The sequence below is a fragment of the Thiorhodospira sibirica ATCC 700588 genome (genome assembly GCF_000227725.2).
GTDB lineage: Bacteria > Pseudomonadota > Gammaproteobacteria > Ectothiorhodospirales > Ectothiorhodospiraceae > Thiorhodospira > Thiorhodospira sibirica.
Genome location: NZ_MU255056.1, coordinates 1279799 through 1300418 on the forward strand (window position 1 = coordinate 1279799; position 20620 = coordinate 1300418).

Below are 20620 nucleotides of genomic sequence, written 5' to 3' on the forward strand. Positions count from 1 at the left end.
CTGCCCACCCTTTGCAAGTGGGCAGCTCCGTTAAGGCTCTACCAAAAGCCAATTACTGTCGCGCGCGAACGAGACGCACCCGGCATGTATGGTCCTTGAAGCCGCCGACACGACCGTTACTGAAGCCCACGAGCCACGCATGGACACTACTACCGGCATAGGGCGAAGACGACCAAAACCAATTAGATGGCGTGTGGGGGAAGTGGCTGATGTCAATGGCAGGGCTATGACGCCCCGCATGGACGAGTGATTCCAGCTCCACGCGCGTGGGCATGCGCCAGTCATTCGCGCCGCACAGCCCTTGAGCATTGATCGCTTGCACATAGCCGAGGGTGTCGCAGTCACTGCCTACGCAAAGCCCCCGGTTCTGGGTGCCTGCACGACCACCGTTGGTATTGGGATCGGGGTTGTACCAGGTGTAGGTGTGGCCATGATGGCGCAGATGGTTGCGATCATTGACCTTGACCTCCCAGATCAGACCGGTGACGTTGTCTTGCACGCATGACCAGCGTGTGCCATCGGTCTCATTGCCGCCATCACTCCAGGGCATGTTCTGAATGGCCAGCGGTCTGCCGTTGGCATCGAGCTTGGTGTAGTCAAAGCCGGCTGCACCTGCACCTATCTTTTGCAGCTGTCCCTGACGTGCCAGGGCATCGCGGCCAAAATCAGCATCCTGCCCCGGATGACTCTCTACTGGGCTTTTAAGATTGTTGCTGCTGTTATCCGCCCACCAGTCGATACCGGTGTCGTTCAGGCGACTGGTTACTGTAGCAGCATTGATCAAGACGGCACCTTCCTGCAAGGTTATTCCACCGGGTTGGTCTTTGATGGTATAGGTCTGTGAACCTGCTTGCCGTGGTGTACAGCTAAAAGTATGGCGCTGTGCGGTACCACCGGGATTTTTATTGCATTCTGCATCGGTGATCGCCATCGCCAGCGTTGCCGGTAGATTTGTCCCTGTCACGGTAAATACGGTGGGCTGATTCAAGGCTGCTGTTAAAGGCGATACTGCTGTGATTTCAATGCTTGGCGGTGGTTCATCCAGGGTACTGATTTCCCACGTATGCGTGAAAAAAAGCTCTCCGCGCATACCCCGTGCGTGTACGGTTATCCGATAGTTTGTTTCACTATCTAAGCCACTGAAAATATAGGAGGCGTTTTTGAGTTTTTTTGCAGACTGGTGCGTCTCACAGTCTTCACTGTGCGGCAGCAGGCATAGTTCTGCCGGTGCCAGATAAAGATCGTAGGTCAAGTCATTAATATGATCCCAACGAAGGTAAATACTGCGATCATAAGCTGTTGCCGTTAAATTAGAAAAAGGTCTTTCATTAAGGTCTTGCAACGGAATTTTTATGGCAACCCCCGCAGTAACCAAGCTGTCTAATAATTCTTGAGAAGAAAAATCCAGTTGATCTGACCACATCGGTGCATATAAGGAGCCTTTTACCATATAGACGGCATGTTCAGCGCCTTTGTTATGGTTGGTTATAGGAACAAGGACAGGTTGCTCTGGCTTGCCGTGAATTCTGATGGGCAGTTGTACTGCACCACGAATCACGGGAATCATTGTCAGCGTTTGATTTTGTGGCAAATTTCTTAGCATTAGAGGAATACTGCTGGTAAATTCAGTTTCCATGGGATGCGCTAAAAAGCTGGCTTGCGGTGCTGGCAAGTCCCATTTTGGCATGATGTGTACATCATAGTTGTGCTCCCATGCGTAAAAAAATGAATCTCTCGCCGTGCTTTCGGCCATCTTTTCATCGGGCAGCATGGTTACATAGTGTCTTACACGATAATACCCCGGGTTTTTCAATTGGATAAAATGCTGACTGGCTTGCGTTGATGATTTTGCATGTGCTCCATATAAATTGAGAGTCATTGCGTTGTTTGATGCACATTTATTAATCATTTCTGAAAATATTAGTTGCTCTGTATTTTCTACCGCGTTGGTTAACACTGAATTTAACACACATCCCGGCATCGGTGCTGATCTGTCTCCACTCCTTACAAGTAACTGGTATGCAAGCTGACCGTTTATTTGAATGCTGCTGTTAAGCAGAACTGAGCGTGGCAAAAAGTTGTTTTGAGTTAGATAAGTTTTAAACCCTGGGTTGACCACGATGCGTGCGGTAGCAGGTCTGAATGAAATTTCTCCTGATGCAATAACCTGGCTTGGAAGCCGTGGATAGCTGATATTATCGGCATCCAGAAAGCTCATATGAAATATATTAGGCTGACTTGAAATAAAAATGTGGGAATCAAATTTGCTGCTTGTCAATACAGAGGAATAAATGCCAACATTTCCATTTGCATTATTTACCTGGTAAGGAAGTTCATTGGGCAATGTTCCCCAATGATAGGCCATCGCGGCTGTTTCGCCCACCGCACGGGCAACATTGGCACCGCGAACAAACGGAACCACTTTGGCAAGCTGACTGGCATACTGATAGGTTGCAAATTGAATGGCTGCATTTGCATAAGTCTCACCTATTTGCTGAGCGACTTCTTTGCCAACTTCAACAGCAAACTTTTTTGCCCCATCTATGGTGTTCTTTAAACTAATTACACGGCTTCCATCTGTTACAGAGTTGATAAACTTGATTAGCGTGACGCTGGTATCTAATAAATAAAGTGCATCTGCAAGGAACGCATTTTCACCTGTACCTACTTGTACGTAGTCCTGGGGATAACGAATCACCTCTTTGCCTTTGCCTTGGAATAGATACACAATAAATTTTGTCAAAGCACGTTTTTCTTCTGTGGACAGCGTCTGCCCATCCTGAAGTTTATAGATAATTGTTATAAGGTGAACATGTTTTCCATTCTCATTTACGTAAATTGGTGGAAAAATTGCGAGTATAAAATCACGAACAAATGATCGTTCTATACCTGAATCTTTTATTTTTTTTACGTATTCTGCAAACTGTATAATATTTCTTGAGTGGATAATTTCTCTTAAGGCAAGATTTTCATTTCTTGAATCCAGTTTATCCAGTGTAATGCCTTCAAGCGGATCATCTCCTTCAATGAAGGCTTCAAGCAATAAAAATATTTTGTTATTAACATCTATAAACTGAGATATATAGTGTTCTATATCTTTAAGCACCTTTCTTTCAAAAGAGTCAGCCGGATTTTCATCTAGTGCATGAACAATTAATAACCCTATTTCTGAAAAAGCTTGAATTGCTTTTGCAAAGCTTTCAAGTCCATTTCGCATCATCTCTATATTATCTTGTAATTCTGTGGCAACACGAGATACTTCAGTAGTGTATCGTGTTAACTGCGCACTAGAACCAAGCAGGTCCTCTAGCGTCAACAAAATGTTAAATAAGGTCGGTTGATTCAGGCCGAAGGTGTTAAAAGCAATATAATCAACGGTATTTCCTCCGGTGGATGGAAAACTTCCATCAAAATCACCACTGGCTGGCCTGTTGTTCCAGGTTGTGAAATCTTTTATTGCGCTATCTAGGCGGTTAGGCGTAATAAATTTTCCTGCAAAGAATTGGTTTTGCTTGTCTTCTTCTACAATCGAATATCCAATCCAGGTTTTGTTTCTGACATCAAATTTAAAATTATTATTATTGGTCACCTCAGATTTGCATTCAAACTTTAAATAATTGTCTTCATAATTTGGAGTAGCGCATCGGTATTGCCCTGCACGCTCTGAAGCCATGCGTAACATATTTCTGGCTTCTCGGACTGAGGTATGGCTTCTTATACTAGCCGATGAGCGTATCAGGGAGGTTGCATTTTCCTGCATGGTTTGTCTTGCTAAATCTGCAACAATCTGAGCTGCTAAGCGTGTTGCGGTGGGATTTCTTGTAAAAGGTGTTCCCGCATCCATGTCTTCTTGAATAGTTGTGCTAAGCGCTCTAAAAGCGGGCATATTGAGCATTTGTTGGTAAAATTGATCGCGTTCATGTTGCCCGAGCGTACCTAGATTGATGCTAAGCCCCAACATAACCGCAGAAACTGCACTGGATTGTGCATTAATCTGCCCCCGCAAAGGCGTAACGTTAGCAGCCATTGCATGAATATTATTGTGGTTTTGCTCATCTACGCGGATGGCCTGAATAATTTGAGGTATGTTTTCTATGCTGTTTGTTACGTCTTGTCCAGTCATGGAAACGAGGCGAGTTCCTGAGGCTTGCGGGCTTTGGTCTGCCACTGGAACATATTCTTGATAGTGAGTGCCTGTGGGAAATAAATCCTTGAGTTGTTGACGGCGCAGTGCGGCTAGGGTAAAGGCTTCGCCGGCGGCTAATTCTGCAAACCAGGAATATTGCCCAAATTCATTAAGAATTTTGGATGAATCTGCCGTTGAAACCGGCTGTAAAAACTGCTCTGCGTGCAGTCCTAGTACCCCTGATAGGTCGGACAATGCACGATGCAGCAGTTCGGTTGGTGTATTTGCGCTTATTCCATCAGCATAGATTGTCAAGATAGTACTATAGGGCGTAATGTTTGGTGGTATGTGTTGATTACGCGTTGAGTAGAGTCCCTGAAGTTCATCTTCGTCCCATTGCGCAATTACTCGTACATCCGTCACTGCTTCTGGAATAGAGCAGGTAAATTGGCCTTGCTGGTCTGTTTGTGTTGCACAAATCTGGGTACCAGCTGTGACAGTATTTTCTGTCAGTCCAGCAGGCGAGGTTTCTACGGCGAGTGCTTCAATATAAATCTGGGCATTAGCCAAATGAGTATGGGTGAAAACGCGCCCAGAAAAATTTTGCATTGGTTGTTCTGGCTGTTCTCCCGGTAAGCTTGAAGCAATAAGCTGCTGGGTGTTGACATCTACCTGAATGCGAGTAAAGGCGTCGTTCTCGCCAATGCGAATGTGTGCAGTTTCTCCTTGGCTATTTAAGGGCAGACTGAGCATAAGAACACCGGCATGGTGAATCTCTACGCGGCCCGTATTGGCATTGAAGCGGTATGTGTATTGATCGCTGTGTGGCAGGGTGAATTGCGCATGACGGGCAATGGCGGCGCTGATGTGGGCGATACGGGCGTTGGTATCTTGCAGGGTAATATCCAGCGTGCCGTATTGGGTGTTAGGCCGTGGATGAAGGTTGACGGTGCCAGTGATCTGAACGGTGGTATTGGTGCTGTCAAGGTAAGCCGTGCCGCCATTTAACTGTAAAACGGTTGCCTGTACAGCGGGCAGGCTACTCACGCCGAATAAGAGCAGTAGAAAGACGATGGTATGCCGTAGGTGGTGTTGGGATCGTAGTGAGTCCATGATGAGTCGATGCTCTAAGGTTGGGTTAGGTCAGTGCCTTTGGGGCGCGAGTGATGACAACGGGCGTTGTCAGGGAAAACAGGAACGTGTAAAGAGGCTCCAGATATCTGGCGCGTGGGTAGGATTTCTTGGTGCGGTTACGGTTTTGCGTGTTCACGTCCAGATGCCATGCTTATGTTTATCCCACAGGATTTTTGGATTGATCCTGATACGGGTAACGATATGCAAACAGCGCAGCAAAGGCAAGGCTTTTTTGATGAAAAAATTGATTTATATCAATCATTTGGCGTTTTGTGAACTATAAAATCTACCCGCGACTACACCGTGCAGAGGTGCATCGTTTTCGCTGTGTTTGTGTGTCGCTCAGGGGCGCTGGGGGCGGATGCCGCGAATGTCTTGCCACATGAGTAATAAATCCTCTGCCAGGACGTAGTAATCGAGGCTGCCTCGGCTGCGTGGGCTGTAGAGTTGGATGGGTTTTCTGGCGGCGAAGGCCTCGGCCAGGCGGATGTCGGTGCGGATGCCGCGCAGCAGGCGTTGGCGTCCGTATTGCAGGGAGATGTTGCTACCTCGGAAAAATCAAAACACCGTATCTTCGTCTGGCTTGATGCACGCATTGCACCAGACAATCGTTTAATTGTCATTGCACGCGCAGATGACACAACATTTGGTCTACTTTCGTCACGCATTCATGCTTGTTGGGCGCTGGCTGTAGGATCAACTTTGGAAGATCGTCCAGCTTATGCCACAAGGACGTGCTTTGATATGTTTCCCTTCCCCAACGGCCTCACCCCCGCCGACACCAGCCAAGGCACCTACACCCTTGAAAGCGGCGCCATCGCCCAAGCCGCCCACCGCCTAAACACCCTGCGCGACAACTGGCTCAACCCCCCCGAATGGACCGAACGCCAGCCCGAAATCCACCCCGGCTACCCCGAACGCATCCTCCCCAAACCCGGACACGAAGCCGACCTCAAACAACGCACCCTCACCCACCTCTACAACCAACGCCCCGCCTGGCTCCAAAACGCCCACCAAACCCTCGACCACGCCGTCGCCGCCGCCTACGGCTGGCCCGACCACCCCCTCCCCGAAACCGACATCCTCACCCACCTCCTCACCCTCAACCGCAGCCGCTAACCCATAGCGGCGGTTATCTGGATCGCCGAGTGGTACTCGGCCAGTCGGAACACACACTAAAAGCCCGCCGAGCGCAACTCGGCGCTCCCCTTCACAGTAATTATCCCCGCTTGCGGGGACTCGCAAGCGGGGCTACACTGCAACGTTATCTGAACCGGAAGAGAGGTGGGTCGATCATGGCTAACACTCCTTTTGGGCGGTGGGAATGTTAACAGGCGATGGTTGATTTAGACTCATACGTTTCCGTGAAAAACGGCGCCAGGCGCCGTTTTTTGTGGCCGCCTGTCACGGTTTATGAAGCATTGCGGCTGTTTTTTGTTTATTGACCTTTATGTATTGAGAGTATCTGCTGATGAGTGATATGCAAGCCATTATTGAAGAGGCCTTTGAGCGCCGCGCCGAGATCCATCCGCGCAATGCCGAGGGGCCAGTAAAAGAGGCGGTTGAGGCCGCGTTGGAGATGCTGGATCGGGGAACCGCACGGGTTGCCGAGAAAAAAGACGGTCAGTGGATCGTCAATCAGTGGCTGAAAAAAGCCGTGCTGTTGTCGTTTCGCCTGAATGATAACCAGCTCATGCCTGGTGGTTTTACCCATTATTATGACAAAGTGCCTTCCAAATTTGCCGGACTGGGGGAGCGCGAATTGCGTGAAAGCGGGGTGCGCATTGTGCCACCGGCCACTGCCCGGCGCGGCGCCTATATCGCCCCTGGGGTGGTGTTGATGCCCTCGTATGTGAATATCGGCGCCTATGTAGATTCCGGCACAATGGTCGATACCTGGGCTACCGTCGGCTCCTGTGCGCAGATTGGCAAAAACGTCCATCTTTCCGGCGGGGTTGGCATCGGCGGCGTACTGGAACCCCTGCAGGCTGCCCCGACGATTATTGAAGATAACTGCTTCATCGGCGCCCGTTCTGAGGTGGTGGAAGGGGTGATTGTCGAAGAAGGCGCGGTGATCTCAATGGGAGTCTACATCGGCCAAAGTACCCGCATTTATGACCGCGAAAAAGACGAGGTCATTTATGGGCGTGTGCCTGCCGGGGCGGTGGTGGTATCGGGCAACCTGCCCTCCAAGGATGGCAAATACAGCCTTTATTGTGCGGTCATTGTCAAACGGGTGGACGAAAAAACCCGCGCCAAGGTCGGCATTAACGCCTTATTGCGCGATATTTAAGTAAGATCTTTATGCCACGCGGATGCGTGGCGTTCCATACATCTCATGCGCCTTTGCCGCCTGCGCGCCCGGATATTCGGGCCGCAACACGCTCACCCGTGGGCTGCAAACGCGCCTGTGCATGATCCATAAGCCGCAAGGCATCACCAACACTGCGCTAAACGCAGCCATTTTTTTTCGGAGCATCATTGCGTATGTCAAGCTACCTAAACGAGAAGCTGGAATCCATTTATCAGGAAGTGCTGCACAGAAACCCCGGTGAAACTGAATTTCATCAGGCGGTGCGTGAGGTGCTCGAATCCCTGGGGCCAGTGCTCGTAAAGTATCCGGAATTTGCCGATCAGAAAATCATCCAGCGTCTGTGCGAACCAGAGCGCCAGGTCATCTTTCGCGTGCCGTGGCAAGACGATCGTGGACAGATTCATATCAACCGCGCCTTCCGCGTGGAATTTAACAGCGCGCTGGGGCCTTACAAAGGCGGGATGCGCTTTCATCCCTCGGTCTATCTGGGGATCATCAAATTCCTCGGCTTTGAGCAGATCTTTAAAAATGCCCTGACCGGGATGCCTATCGGCGGCGGCAAAGGCGGCAGTGATTTTGACCCCAAGGGCAAATCCGACGGCGAAATCATGCGCTTTTGCCAAAGCATGATGACCGAGCTGTATCGCTATCTGGGCGAATATACCGACGTTCCGGCAGGAGATATCGGCGTAGGCCAGCGCGAAATCGGCTATTTGTTCGGCCAATACAAGCGCATCACCAACCGCTATGAATCCGGCGTCTTCACCGGCAAGGGCCTTGACTGGGGCGGCAGCCGCGCCCGCAAAGAAGCCACCGGCTATGGCACGGTGTTTTTCCTGGATGAAATGTTCAAAGTGCGCGGCGACAGCCTGGAAGGCAAGACCTGCGTAGTCTCGGGCTCTGGCAACGTCGCCATCTATGCCATTGAAAAAATCACCTCGCTGGGGGCCAAAGTGGTTGCCTGCTCCGATTCCAACGGGGTCATCGTGGACAAAGACGGCATTGACCTCGCCCTGTTAAAACAGATCAAGGAAGTCGAACGCCGCCGCATTAGCGCCTATGTGCAGGAAAAAAAGAGCGCCACCTACATGGAAGGCGGCAATATCTGGACCGTACCCTGTCAAATTGCCCTGCCCTGCGCTACCCAAAACGAACTCAATGGCAAAGATGCCAAGATCCTCGTCGATCAAGGCTGTATCGCCGTGGCAGAAGGCGCCAACATGCCCACCACCCCGGAAGGCATTCATGTCTTCCAGCGGGCCGGTATAGCCTACGCCCCCGGTAAAGCCGCCAATGCCGGCGGAGTAGCTACCAGCGCCCTGGAAATGCAGCAAAATGCCAGCCGTGACCTGTGGAGCTTTGAATACACCGAAAAGCGCCTGCAGGAAATCATGGTAGACATCCACCGCAACTGCTACGAAACCGCTGAAGAATTCGGCGCCAGCGGCAATTATGTTGTCGGTGCCAACATCGGCGGCTTTTTGAAAGTAGCCAGCGCCATGGTCGCCATGGGCGTAATCTGATCTCCCCGTTACCTTCTTGTTTTAAAAAAGCCCACGCAAGTGGGCTTTTTTGTGGGCGCGTGTGACGGCATCATTTCGTGGCGGCATCATCTTGATGCCGCAAAAAGAAAGTGACGGCTGCCTGCCTGCCGAGACGCATGCGGCGCAGGCAGGGAAGCCGCCGCCACATTGCGCCCGCGTGGGGCGCGACATCAGTTTATCTCGCTCCTGGCTGGCAAAATGCGTTTCAATCCACGCGCCCGCGTGGGGCGCGACAATAGAGGCGTTACGCTTCGCGTGTGGAGGCCGGATGTTTCAATCCACGCGCCCGCGTGGGGCGCGACTGGCTGCCCCGTGTGCCTTGCGCTGTTCCCGTGTGTTTCAATCCACGCGCCCGCGTGGGGCGCGACCAGATCATGTCTTCACTGCCAGCCTCATTCTCCAGGTTTCAATCCACGCGCCCGCGTGGGGCGCGACCAGCAACTCAAAACGCTTTGGATCACGGGTTAAGGTTTCAATCCACGCGCCCGCGTGGGGCGCGACTTGATGGCGATATTCTAAAGATGCGAGTATATCAGTTTCAATCCACGCGCCCGCGTGGGGCGCGACGCAAATGCGACACGGTGATCACCACCATGCGCAAAGTTTCAATCCACGCGCCCGCGTGGGGCGCGACCGGGTCGTGACCGAGCTGAGCGCCGCTGAACAGGCCGTTTCAATCCACGCGCCCGCGTGGGGCGCGACCAAGTAACTAGCGCCATGTTGGATCATGCATTAAGGTTTCAATCCACGCGCCCGCGTGGGGCGCGACTGCGATCTGCCTGTGACCGCATGGAAAACAGCTTAAAGTTTCAATCCACGCGCCCGCGTGGGGCGCGACTAATGGAGTTGTCCAAGATCAGTTTAAAGGGTACAGTTTCAATCCACGCGCCCGCGTGGGGCGCGACTGGATACGCTATCAAACCTCGATCCTAGTGGCATGGTTTCAATCCACGCGCCCGCGTGGGGCGCGACGTGGCAATATGTGCCATTTCGGCAAGCATATTGATGTTTCAATCCACGCGCCCGCGTGGGGCGCGACGTACTGGATTCTTGCAGTGTCTCGGCTGGCAATTGTTTCAATCCACGCGCCCGCGTGGGGCGCGACGTAGTTCTGATTGCGCTCAGTGCCAGCTTGAGCGTTTCAATCCACGCGCCCGCGTGGGGCGCGACAATTAAGCGCCTGCTAGATCATGGGTGCAAGGAGGTTTCAATCCACGCGCCCGCGTGGGGCGCGACCTTTGGGATCGGGAATCAAAGACATAGCCCAAAGCTGTTTCAATCCACGCGCCCGCGTGGGGCGCGACTTTCCGCCAGCGTCTCGCCGGTGGTGTCGGTACAGTTTCAATCCACGCGCCCGCGTGGGGCGCGACTCGAAGGCGGTATCGAAAACATCCATATCGCAATGTTTCAATCCACGCGCCCGCGTGGGGCGCGACATGAATTATACAGGCGATCCTGCAAATAAATGGGTTTCAATCCACGCGCCCGCGTGGGGCGCGACCTGGCCAAGCTGGCCCGATCAATATTGTGCTTCCTGTTTCAATCCACGCGCCCGCGTGGGGCGCGACTGTGCCTTTTCTATTGCTTGAATCGGCGGAATAAATCATCGCATTTCCGCGAACCTCTATACAAGCTTTCGGATTACGCTCGTGTTTGGCCTGCGGACGTGCAAGAGGATTTCTATGTTATTAATTTTTAAGCTTTTGCGAATCTACCGAAAATTTGCTGGTCGCTTGGGGTTCGCGATCGTCGTGACGAATGACTACAAAATCAGCGGCCCGTTGAGGTCCAGTACTGGTTTTGCGCCAATGTGTTCGACCCGAGTCTTCCAGTGGCGTCCGAGGTAGTAAAACCGCAAACTGTCTTCGTCAGGGTCGATCAGCTTGCACAACCGGTCCTTAAGGAACGCCCACTGCGCTGCATCTACTTCGATCTCGAAGACGGAGCAAAAAAAAGTTCTTGATTTTTTCTTCATTGTTTATCAGAATTCTCCATTGTAGATAGGTTATCTACAAGCGCGAAGGTTTCGCGTTCCATGGTCGGGGTCGAAGTCGAATCGCAAAGTTGTTCTCTGTTCAGGATGAACGCCGAGGCCACTTTTATGGCGCAAGCTGGGTTTCGACGGCTGAAACCGCCCATGTTGCCGGTGTTGACCGGCCATTCGGTTGGGACTGCTCAACCAGGACTCCAGTTGCTCGCCCGCAAGGGTGTTATCAACGGAGAGCGAAGTGCCTAAAAATCGCATAAGCAACTTTGTTTAGGTTTTTAGGAACAGTATTGCACGCGCTGACCGAAATCGAGGCAAGCCTTGGCGATTTTGCGCAGGCGCTTGTCGCCATTCGGTGAGCTGGTTTTCACATCATAGCTGACCAACACCATCATTATCGTTACTCACTTCCACAGAAAAGGTGGGTATGCATCCAGGTCGCCGCGTAGATGCCTGGCGAGCAACTGCGCCTGGATGGCGGGAAAAAGGCCGATTTCGACCTTCTCATCAAGGAAGGCGTGGCGCAATTGCTCGCGCTTGCGCTCCTGATAGGCGGTAAGCACGGTCTTGCGTGCGTCCTCCTTCAGCAATACCGCGCCGTTGTCCAGACGGGTGAAGTCACGTGCGGACACCTGCTTGCGGTTGATCAGCGACAGGGCCAGGCGGTCGGCGAGCACAGGGCGGAACGCTTCGACGAGATCCAGCGCCAGGCTGGGGCGGCCGGGGCGGTCACGGTGGAGAAACCCCACAGCGGGGTCGAGGCCCACAGTTTCGAGTGCCGAGCGGCAATCGTGGGTCAGCAGTGTGTAGAGGAAGGACAGCAACGCATTCGCCGCATCGGTGGGTGGACGCCGACTGCGCCCGCCAAAACGCATCGCCGCATCCGGCACGCGAATCAGGTGGTCGAGCACACCGAAATAGGTTTGTGCCGCTTCGCCTTCCAGGCCGCGTAGTACATCGACCGAGGCCTCGGCAAGCAGCCGCACACCGATGCGCTTCAAGCGCTTGTCGGTATGCGACAGTGCATCACGCGCTTCCGACGGCAAATCGTCGCCATAGTCGCGCAGTCCGCGCGACACCACGGCACGCTGGTTATGCACCTTGCCCACCAGCAGGTTGCGCACGATGGCGGCACAGTGCTGCCCATCGTCGCTACGCCGGTACTGCTCGCGGCGCAGCAACACATTGCCGGAAACCGGCCCTTCCACGCGGGCGAGGAACTTGCCGTTGGGGGTCAGATAGCTCACGCAAATCCCCTGTTCGGCGCAGTAGCCGAGCAGGGGCGGCGACACCAGCACGCGGCCAAAACACACCAGGCCGTCCAGCATATGAGCAGGCAGACGGGCGCGAGTTTCGCCTTCCACTTCCATGACGATGTTTTCGCCATCCTTGCGTAACCACGCGCCTTCGGTGGTCACATACACGGTGTTGAGCTGGCGGCGCATGCGTCAGGGCTCCTCGGCAATTTGCTCGCGCAGCCAGGCTTCGACGGTCCGTCCCTTGCCGAGCAGCTTCGGTTGGCACAGTTCGATGAGCGAACAGGCGTCACAGCGTTTTGCCAGATAGTTTGCCATCGGTGTTTGCCCCGTGCGGATCATCTCGTGCGTGGCCTGTATGGTTTCCAGGGTCAGCTGACGTAGCGCGTTGTCAAACACCACCGTCTGTCGGCGACGGGTCTGACCGTAGAACAAGGCGCCTTCCTCCACCCGGCAGCCAAACATCGCTTCCAGGCACAGCGCTTGCGCGCACAGCTGCACCTCGTCGGCACGGTGGGCCTTGGGGCGACCGCGCTTGTACTCAACCGGCACGGGATGCTCTCCCCCCGCGTCCGCCCGGAACTCGACGACATCCGCCACCCCGGCGATGCCCAGTTCCGCGCTGGCCAGCGGCATCGAGGTAATCGTGCGCACACCGTGGCGGCGCTCGATCTGCGGGTTATCGGCGCGGTCATGCAGCAAACGCCCTTCTGCGGTCTGGCGATTCTCGGCCCATAGGCGTTCGATGTGGATCAGTGCACACTGGCGCGGGCAGTAGAGATAGTGCTGTAGCGCGGACAGGGGGACGAGATCGTCGGACTCCTCCATGCTTGGCTCCCCCTCCGCCCGCTGCCTTACAGTAGCTCGCGCACGCTCACGCCCTTGGGCATGGCTTTTGCATCGACGTTGACGCGATAGTCCGCAAAGCTGCGGGCGGGTCGGTCTTGTGTGCCTTCGGTACGCTGTATCTTGACGGCATCGAAGAGGACATGCGCGGGGGCGTTGCCCATGGCGCTTTCATGCTCAAACACGATCAATTTGCGGGCGGCCATTTCGCCACGGGCGGCGGAGCGGTCGTGCTCGAACATGTTGATGAGGGCGTTCCACAGCAGTTGCAGGTCGTCATCGGAGAAGCCGGTGCGTTCGGCCAGCTTGGCAGAGACGAAGCCGTGGGCGCGATACAGCCCGTAGGGCAGGATGTGTTTGCGGCCCATGGTGCGGTTGTCGCCGCTTTGGGCTTCGGCTTCTTTTTCGGTGGTGACGGCCATGCGGGTGATGGCGATTTCCAGCGGCAGTACCGGTTCAATTGAGGTGGCAAAGGCGAGTTGTACCGGGCCGCGCACTTGACCGGCATTGATGCCGGTGGTCATGACCGCGCCGAAGGTGCGCACGTCGAAGAAGTTGGCGCACATCCAGGCGGTGATCGCACGCGCCTTGGCTTCGTCTTTGGGGAGCTTTTTGTCCTCCGGCTTGATCTCCAGTGCTTCGTAGGCCCGTTTGTGCTGGTTGTTGAGCACGGCTTTTTCCTGCATGTAGATGGCAAAGCCGGGGGCGCTGTCTTTGTCCAGGGTGACGTAGTTGCGGATTTTGCGCTTGAGGGACACGTCGGTGACCAGGCCGCAGTTGGTTTCCGGGTCCAGGCGCGGCAGGTTGCCGGCGTCCGGGTCGCCGTTGGGGTTGCCGTTGGTCACGTCGAACAGATAAACGAATTCATAGCGGTGGGTGATGGCGGTCATTGCTCGGCTCCTGCGGTTTCGATGTCAGTGGGTTCGGCGGATTCGGCGGCGGGCGCGTCCCCTGCCTCGTCGCGGCGCGTGAAGTAGGATTGCGACTGGTGGTAGTAGCCGATGGCGAAGCGCCCCTGGTCTTCGATTTTGAGGCTGCGTGGGAACTGCTCGGGCAAGCCGCCGATAATTTCGTGGATGTCTTTTTCCAGGTTGACCGCGTGGCCGCGTCGTTCTTTGCGTAGTTTGCTGAGGTGGTTTTGGGTGTTGCGCAATAGCACCGGGAAGATGGCGGCTGGCGTGGCTGATGCCGCGCCGTAGTAGCGGTCGCGGATCGTGGCGTTGATCTGGCTGCCCAGGGCGGCGCGCTGTACCGATTCGAGTACCGCGAATAGTCGCCCGAGGAGATAGCCGGGCTGGGTGGATTGCTTGTCGAGACTCACAGGGATTTCCTCCTTGGATGTACGAATGCCCCGGCGCTGTTCACGCGCCAGGACGGCTTTGCATAGGGCTACGCGCAGGCCGTTGATGTTGCCGTCTGCACGTAACCGCATGAGAGTGTTGGCCAGCAGGCTGCGCGGATACCGTCCGCCGCTGAGGATGGCGCGCATGAACTCGCCCGCCAGCAGTGGAGACACGTCCTCGCTTTTGGCGCGCCCGTCGCGGGATGGTGCGGTCGCAAGCACGAGCCGCCAGACGGATGGTTCAGTACGCCACGGCAGTGGCTCCAGATGCAGGTCTTCCGCATGCTGGGCGATGCGGCCAATGAGCACCCCCAACGTATCCACTTGCCAGAAGCGCACCGACAGGCGCGAGGCATTGGGCGCAAGGCCCAGCACATACATGCGGGTGCCGGGTTCGAGATTGGGCGCGAGGTCCGCCACTGGGCGACCTTTCGCGATGCGGTCCAGCACCGCGCGCACTCGGGCCGCCTCCGAGGCGTCATCAGCGGGCGGGCTGAGCAGGGTGGCAAACAAATCCTCCGCCGCGCTCGCCCGCTGTGCATCGGCGGCTTCGGCCCAGAACACCACCGAGGCATCGCCTACCCGTAGGCGCTGGCGATTGTGTTCGCCCTGGCGCAGCAGATAGTTCAGAACAGTCGTATAGGCAAAAGCAGCCCGCGTAGACACAGGTGCGTTTTCACCTTGGCTTTTCGCATACGATTCGAAAGACGACTTGTTGAAGGACACGATCGACACGCCTGAGCTTTGAGCGTCGCTTCGATTCATCTTGATCGCGGGATGCAAGCGGGCCACCGGTGCTACATCCCCATTAACAAGGCAGACCGCACTGTTTGCCGACGTTTCTTGCCCCTCGTCGCCTGCAAGCAATCGGGCGCGCACAGCCCGCGCGGCTGGCCGGTCGTGCAGATAGCAATGCTCGCCGTCCATCCGGAACACGAGGTTGGCGTCGACCATGTCGGCAGGGAAGCCACGTTCCTCGAACTGCTCCGGCGACCAGCCGCGCAGGAAGCTGAGCAAGGCCTTGAGTCCGGGGTCGTCCGCACCGGCAAGCACGGTTTCGTGCAGTTCGACAAAGGCCTCATGCTCTTTGTCGGCGCGCTTGCTGGTGTTGCTCACGCCCAGGACGTAGCTCGTTTTGTCCCACAAAAAAAATGGTTTAGCGCCTGTTCCGGGGCGTTTGAATGCGGCGGGAACCAACAGTATTTTCGGTTGTGGCTTTTTTTGTGAGGTATCGCGGATGTCGTTGATCTGGGCAACGGCGCCGTCTCGTGTCAGCAAAATTTCAAAACTGATTTTTTCGGGGCTGTAGCCGAAGGGCGCGATGTCTTTAATCTGTTGCTCAACCAGGCGTTGATAATAGCGGCTTAGTGCTTGCAGGATCATGCGCTGACCTCCGTGCTTTGCCAGGGCGGCACCTCAATAACGCCCCCTTTGAGCTGGGCACGAAAGAAGCGCGGTGTCATATCTTGGGTAAAGTCGATGTCGTGCAGCATCCAGCCAAGATCCTTATCCGCATCGCGCTCGGGATGCGCCTCGGGTAGCGGCTGGCCGTCCTCTATCAGGCTGAAATGGGCAGGAAACTCGCGCACACCAAGACAGGGCGCGTGAAAATATTGTCCCTTGCGGGCGCGGCGGTTGAAGATGTCGAGGTGTTTGCCTACGGACTCGTCTGGCCCGACGGCATCGGTAAATTCAAAGTGTGCCTCAATGACGTAGGCCACATCACGCAGTATGGTTGCTGCGCGTTGTTGGCGGTCGTTATCAACGTAGGCCACCAGTCCGGCTGTCGTTCCGGCTTTCATGGCCTTGCTGACGTTGCCGGGCGACAGCTTGCTGCCGACTTCGTTGCGGCGGATGGATTCAAAGCGAATGGGTTTGAGGACATGGATACGATCCACGATCCAGCGAATTGCCGGTTTCCAGTGGATGGCCTCCAGGATGCCGCGTGCGGCCGACGGCGTGATGACATCGTAGCTCACCCGCTCCACTTTCATTTCCGGCCGTGTAAAGCAGGCACGATCGCCCCAAACATGCAGGCGGATTCCGTAGCTCATTGATACCCTCCCTATCAAAATTGTGCTGTGCGCTTGTCGTGTACATATTCGATGCACTGAAGGACAAGGCTTCTTCTTGCTGGGTTGTGCCTCCGACAAGCTGACCTGCCGGAGGCACGGTTTCATCAAACGCTTTCAGCTAACAGCTCAATGTTTCAATCCACGTCGCCCGGCGGGGCGACGAGCAAAATAAGGTACAGCAGCTCTGCCGCGTGCGGCAGTCGCTACGCAAAGGCCACGGTGTTGGCCAACACTGTGGCCCTCGCCATTTGCGCAGTTAGCCTATCTGGAGAAGCGGGGTGTTGTCAATATTTATTATCATCGCTTTCAGCTATTAGTTCAATGAATAATCTATAAAGTAGTCCCATGAACGCTCACCAAAGCAGTTGCTCTGTTTTCACAAACGCCGGATCATCCCAAGACAAGCCGAATTGCTGGTTGTAGAGGTCTTGATTCACCAGTTCCATAAATTGTTCGCCCCACTTTTCCGGGGCAATTGGCTGAACCGCACCCGCTTTGCGCAGTGCGTCGAATTTATCGCGGGGGAGTTGTACCAGGTAAAGCTGGAGTTTGCGCGCAAGGCTGCCGCTGCTTTGTGCATGGCGCAGACTGTTGATGAGCTGACGGGCCTCGTCGTTGAAGGGCACGATGACTGGCATCTGCACCGTCTCGATGATGCGGAATTTGGCCGCCAGGGTTTCCAGTGGCAAGGTGTCTATGGGGCTTCCCGCGCACAGGCCGAGCAGGTTCGCGGCATCCAGTTCTTTGTCGCCTTTCTGCCAGTAAAGCAGGCGGAAGTAGGCTTCGATCGCGGGCGGCGACAGCGGATCGTCGCGGAACTGCGGCTGGCGCATGATCTCTCTTGCCTTCTCAGCGAACTGGCGCAGCTCCGGCGGCGGTGCCCAGTCGCTGTTTGCGGTGGCGAACACGCGCACCTCGCTCAGCTCCGCTGCGCGCTCGCCGTTGCGGTTACACCGCCCTGCCGCTTGGGCAATGGAGTCTAAACCGGCCTCGGCGCGATAAACGGTGGGCAAGGAGATATCAACGCCGGCTTCAATCAGTGAGGTGGATACCAGACGGCAGGGTTTGTCTGCTTTGAGGCGGGCGCGTACCTCGGCTAAGACCTCGCTGCGGTGTTTTGCACACATCAAGGTCGTCAGGTGGCGACTGCCGGGCAGATCGGCGAGAGATTGATACACGGCGCGGGCGTGGCGGCGGTTGTTGACGATGCACAGCACACGATCCAGGGCGCGCAGTTGTGCCGTGAGGGCGTCATCTTCCAGGGTGCCGACATGGCGCACCCGTACCCGCTCCAGGGTGCGAAACAGTTGCGCGGGCTTTGGCGCGAGTTCACGCACATTTTCCAGACCGCCCGCAAACTCGGGGGCATTCAGGGCCGGTTGGGTGGCGGTACACAGGACGATGCTGCTGCGGTAGTTGCGGGCCAGTTCGTCGATGGCCGCGACGGTGGGGCGCAACACCTTGAGCGGTAAGGTCTGGGCCTCGTCGAGAATGACCACGCTACCGGCAATATTGTGCAGTTTGCGACATTGAGACGGGCGTGCTGCAAATAAACTTTCAAAGAACTGCACCGCCGTGGTGACGATAATCGGGGCATCCCAGTTTTCCATGGCCAGGCGCAGCTTTTCTCGGGATTGATAGCGTTCGGCCTCCGCATGGGCGGGTTGTGCCGTCACAAAGGCGCTATGGTGCTCAAGGACGGCTGCTTCGCCATATTTGCCGAGTGCGGCACGAAATACAGCAGCGTTTTGTTCGACGATGCTGGTAAAGGGAATCACGAAGATGACCCGCCGTAGGCCGTGTTCAATGGCGTGATCCAGTGCAAAAGCCAGTGAAGCCAGCGTTTTACCGCCACCGGTTGGCACGGTCAGCGAGAACAGGCCGGGGGGCTGTGGTGCGGCGTTACGGGTGTGCGAGAGGATCTCTGCGCGCACGCGATTGACGTGAGTATCGGCGGAAAAGCCGCAAAGATAGCTATTGAGCTGTTCTCGCAAAACCTCCAGCGAGGGGGACTCAAGTGCGCGTGCCGTGCTGCGTTGCCGGGTCTGTTCTGGTGATGCAATACGGTCATAGAAAGCCTCGGTGTCAAGGTAATCGGCATCCACCAGACAGGAAAACAGCATCCGCACGAAAAACGTTAGCTGAAAATTGCCCCGTTCTTTGTGTATGTCGAGCGGAGGCCAGGGGAGCTTTGATGGCAGGCTAATCTCGCCTTGCCAGGCGTCGTGTAATGGCGGCAATCCGGTGCCTTTGAGCCGATCAGATAGCGCCGTTCGTTCACCACCTTCTCTGCCGTTAGCTAAACCGGCGTGGTGCCCCGCGATGCCATAGGCCAGGAGATAACCCAATTGATCGAATTTTTCAACGGCGAGCATGGCGCCTCGCGTGGCGTGGTCAACCCGCAGTTTTCCGCCTTTGAGGCGTTCCTGAAACGTCTGCGTGTATTTCCCAAGATCGTGCAACAGACCCGCTACACTGGCGAACTCCTCAGCGCCAAAGGGCTGGGCAAACTCCCCAGCGCGTTTGGATGTTGTTATCAAATGCTCGGAAAGCCGTTGCCAATCGGCTTTGTCATCGGTTTGTGTGGAATGCGCAAAATAGACGGTCATTTCGAAATCCTCTCAGTTGTTCCAACCAGTTCAGGCAGGCTGAAACTATACGAATTCCGATGCCCAACTTAAAAGCAGCCGAGTGCAACTCGGCGCTCCAGATACCCCCACCCCTCCTTAAAAAGGAGGGGTGTTTTTGACGTGGCGGCGGCTTCTAGCCGTCGCAGCTTGTGGCGGACGCATCTTGCGTTCGCTTTTATGCGCAGCGGGTGCTGCGCGCTCCCGGGAAGCGCCTTTTTGCAAGGCCAAGCTGGCCCGTCTATAGGTTCACCCTGACCGGTCTGTAGGGTCAGGCATGACCTAAACGTAGGGTCAACCCTAACCCACCAACGGGCTGACAGAACGGATGCGCATAAACGGAAATACTATGAACGCCCCCCTAACCCCCCAACGTGGCGGCTTTTGAGCGTGCGCCCTTGGGACCGCGCAGCACTGGCTGCGCACAGCTAAACCCAAACCCCGCGAGGCCTGCGGCCTCGGTGCGCAGCCGGTGCTGCGCGGTCCCAGGGGGGCTAAAAAGTAACAAAAGGGGGGTAGACAAAGGAATTTTTTTGCGGTAGGGTTTGCCACTGTCACGGGAGTGCTGGTAACACTTCCCCGTGTAAAGCCCCGACTGCATCAGAGTCGAGTGCACCAGTGACCGGCGTATTGTAGCAAAGTCTTGCCTGTGATGCTGCCCGGTGCTGGCGATCCCCGCTCAATCCAGTCGGTGGTCTCCGTTTCTTGTGTTTGGAGATTACCGCGATGTCTGTAAAGTTTGCTCAATCCCCGACGGAAATCCTTCAATGGGAGCGCTTGGTCATTAGTGATCGGCGTTTGTCTCATGCGGTGGTGCGGGTGGCGACCCGCCTGGTTTTGTTTGTGAATTCGCAAAGCGGTCTGGCCTGGCCCTCACTCAAAGCCTTGATGGATAAATCACAAACCTCGCTCAGTACGGTGAAGCGGGCGATCCGTCAGCTTAAAGCCTTGGGCTGGGTGGCGGTGATTTCGGGCAATGCCCGCCGGACCAATCGCTATCGGATGGTGTTGCAGCCCTTGCCCGCTGATTCGCTGACACCCGCTGTGACACCAAAACCCGAGACGGCCCCACCGGTACCCACCCCCGCGCCTGTTCAGGCAGCCCCGGTGCAAGCCCCCGCACCTCCACCCGCCTCCCCACCAGCCACGCCGATGAGCCATGACCGCGCCGCCTATCTGCCCACGCCGCGTTCCTGCACCCCTGAAGAAATCGTTGCGCTCATCGAACACTTCAACCGCACGGCCCACACCTGCCTGCCCACCACCCCCGGCACCGACACTTACCGCACCGTGCGCCAGGCCCTGCAACACTATCCCCCGGCCATCCTTCGCGGCGTGATTGACCTTAAAGTCCATCACTGGATACAAC

The 20620-nt window shown here is 55.5% G+C and carries 14 protein-coding genes and 1 CRISPR repeat array; of the genes, 5 read left to right on the plus strand and 9 right to left on the minus strand.

The features are described 5' to 3' along the window. Positions 1–52: 52 nt before the first annotated feature. Positions 53–5239: an Lcl C-terminal domain-containing protein gene (locus THISIDRAFT_RS14750; protein ID WP_006786419.1), complete on the minus strand. Its 5187-nt coding sequence runs from the start codon at positions 5237–5239 to the stop codon at positions 53–55. A gap of 66 nt (positions 5240–5305) precedes the next feature. Here THISIDRAFT_RS14750 and THISIDRAFT_RS06170 point away from each other — a divergent pair, with 66 nt between their 5' ends. The 4 genes from THISIDRAFT_RS06170 to gdhA all read left to right on the plus strand — a co-directional run bounded on the left by THISIDRAFT_RS06170 (position 5306) and on the right by gdhA (position 9097). Next, complete coding sequence (locus THISIDRAFT_RS06170) at positions 5306–5536, plus strand: hypothetical protein (RefSeq protein ID WP_139063951.1); 231 nt, start codon at positions 5306–5308, stop codon at positions 5534–5536. A gap of 252 nt (positions 5537–5788) precedes the next feature. Then, positions 5789–6379, plus strand: coding sequence for a type IIL restriction-modification enzyme MmeI (locus THISIDRAFT_RS15180; protein WP_336245412.1), 591 nt, complete (start codon positions 5789–5791; stop codon positions 6377–6379). A gap of 352 nt (positions 6380–6731) precedes the next feature. Then, positions 6732–7553: a 2,3,4,5-tetrahydropyridine-2,6-dicarboxylate N-succinyltransferase gene (dapD, locus tag THISIDRAFT_RS06180; RefSeq protein ID WP_006786417.1), complete on the plus strand. Its 822-nt coding sequence runs from the start codon at positions 6732–6734 to the stop codon at positions 7551–7553. A gap of 194 nt (positions 7554–7747) precedes the next feature. Further along, positions 7748–9097, plus strand: coding sequence for an NADP-specific glutamate dehydrogenase (gdhA, locus tag THISIDRAFT_RS06185; RefSeq protein ID WP_006786416.1), 1350 nt, complete (start codon positions 7748–7750; stop codon positions 9095–9097). A gap of 223 nt (positions 9098–9320) precedes the next feature. Further along, a CRISPR array of direct repeats spans positions 9321–10686; the repeat unit is 32 nt; unit sequence GTTTCAATCCACGCGCCCGCGTGGGGCGCGAC. Between the two features lie 194 nt (positions 10687–10880). On the opposite strand, the gene cas2 (THISIDRAFT_RS06190) is transcribed toward gdhA, so the two are convergent. From cas2 (THISIDRAFT_RS06190) to THISIDRAFT_RS06225, 8 genes are all read right to left on the minus strand, one after another. Further along, on the minus strand, positions 10881–11093 hold the full coding sequence (gene cas2 / locus THISIDRAFT_RS06190) for a CRISPR-associated endonuclease Cas2 (protein ID WP_006786415.1): 213 nt from the start codon (positions 11091–11093) through the stop codon (positions 10881–10883). A 290-nt stretch (positions 11094–11383) separates the two neighbouring features. Next, positions 11384–11500: a CRISPR-associated endonuclease Cas2 gene (cas2, locus tag THISIDRAFT_RS06195; RefSeq protein WP_006786414.1), complete on the minus strand. Its 117-nt coding sequence runs from the start codon at positions 11498–11500 to the stop codon at positions 11384–11386. A gap of 9 nt (positions 11501–11509) precedes the next feature. After that, on the minus strand, positions 11510–12550 hold the full coding sequence (gene cas1c, locus THISIDRAFT_RS06200) for a type I-C CRISPR-associated endonuclease Cas1c (protein WP_006786413.1): 1041 nt from the start codon (positions 12548–12550) through the stop codon (positions 11510–11512). 3 nt (positions 12551–12553) lie between these two features. Next, a complete protein-coding gene (cas4, locus tag THISIDRAFT_RS06205; RefSeq protein ID WP_006786412.1) occupies positions 12554–13189 on the minus strand; it encodes a CRISPR-associated protein Cas4 in 636 nt (211 codons plus the stop codon). A gap of 26 nt (positions 13190–13215) precedes the next feature. Then, positions 13216–14097, minus strand: a complete 882-nt coding sequence (gene cas7c, locus THISIDRAFT_RS06210) for a type I-C CRISPR-associated protein Cas7/Csd2 (protein ID WP_006786411.1) — start codon at positions 14095–14097, stop codon at positions 13216–13218. Further along, positions 14094–15932, minus strand: coding sequence for a type I-C CRISPR-associated protein Cas8c/Csd1 (gene cas8c, locus THISIDRAFT_RS06215; protein WP_006786410.1), 1839 nt, complete (start codon positions 15930–15932; stop codon positions 14094–14096). Before cas8c ends, cas7c begins: the two co-directional genes overlap by 4 nt. After that, on the minus strand, positions 15929–16603 hold the full coding sequence (cas5c, locus tag THISIDRAFT_RS06220; protein ID WP_006786409.1) for a type I-C CRISPR-associated protein Cas5c: 675 nt from the start codon (positions 16601–16603) through the stop codon (positions 15929–15931). The genes cas8c and cas5c overlap by 4 nt, the downstream gene beginning before the upstream one ends. Positions 16604–16977: 374 nt before the next feature. After that, on the minus strand, positions 16978–19233 hold the full coding sequence (locus THISIDRAFT_RS06225) for a CRISPR-associated helicase/endonuclease Cas3 (RefSeq protein ID WP_006786408.1): 2256 nt from the start codon (positions 19231–19233) through the stop codon (positions 16978–16980). Between the two features lie 744 nt (positions 19234–19977). Here THISIDRAFT_RS06225 and THISIDRAFT_RS06230 point away from each other — a divergent pair. Then, positions 19978–20620: helix-turn-helix domain-containing protein (locus THISIDRAFT_RS06230; RefSeq protein ID WP_221913964.1), on the plus strand; the 643-nt coding region annotated here is incomplete at its 3' end.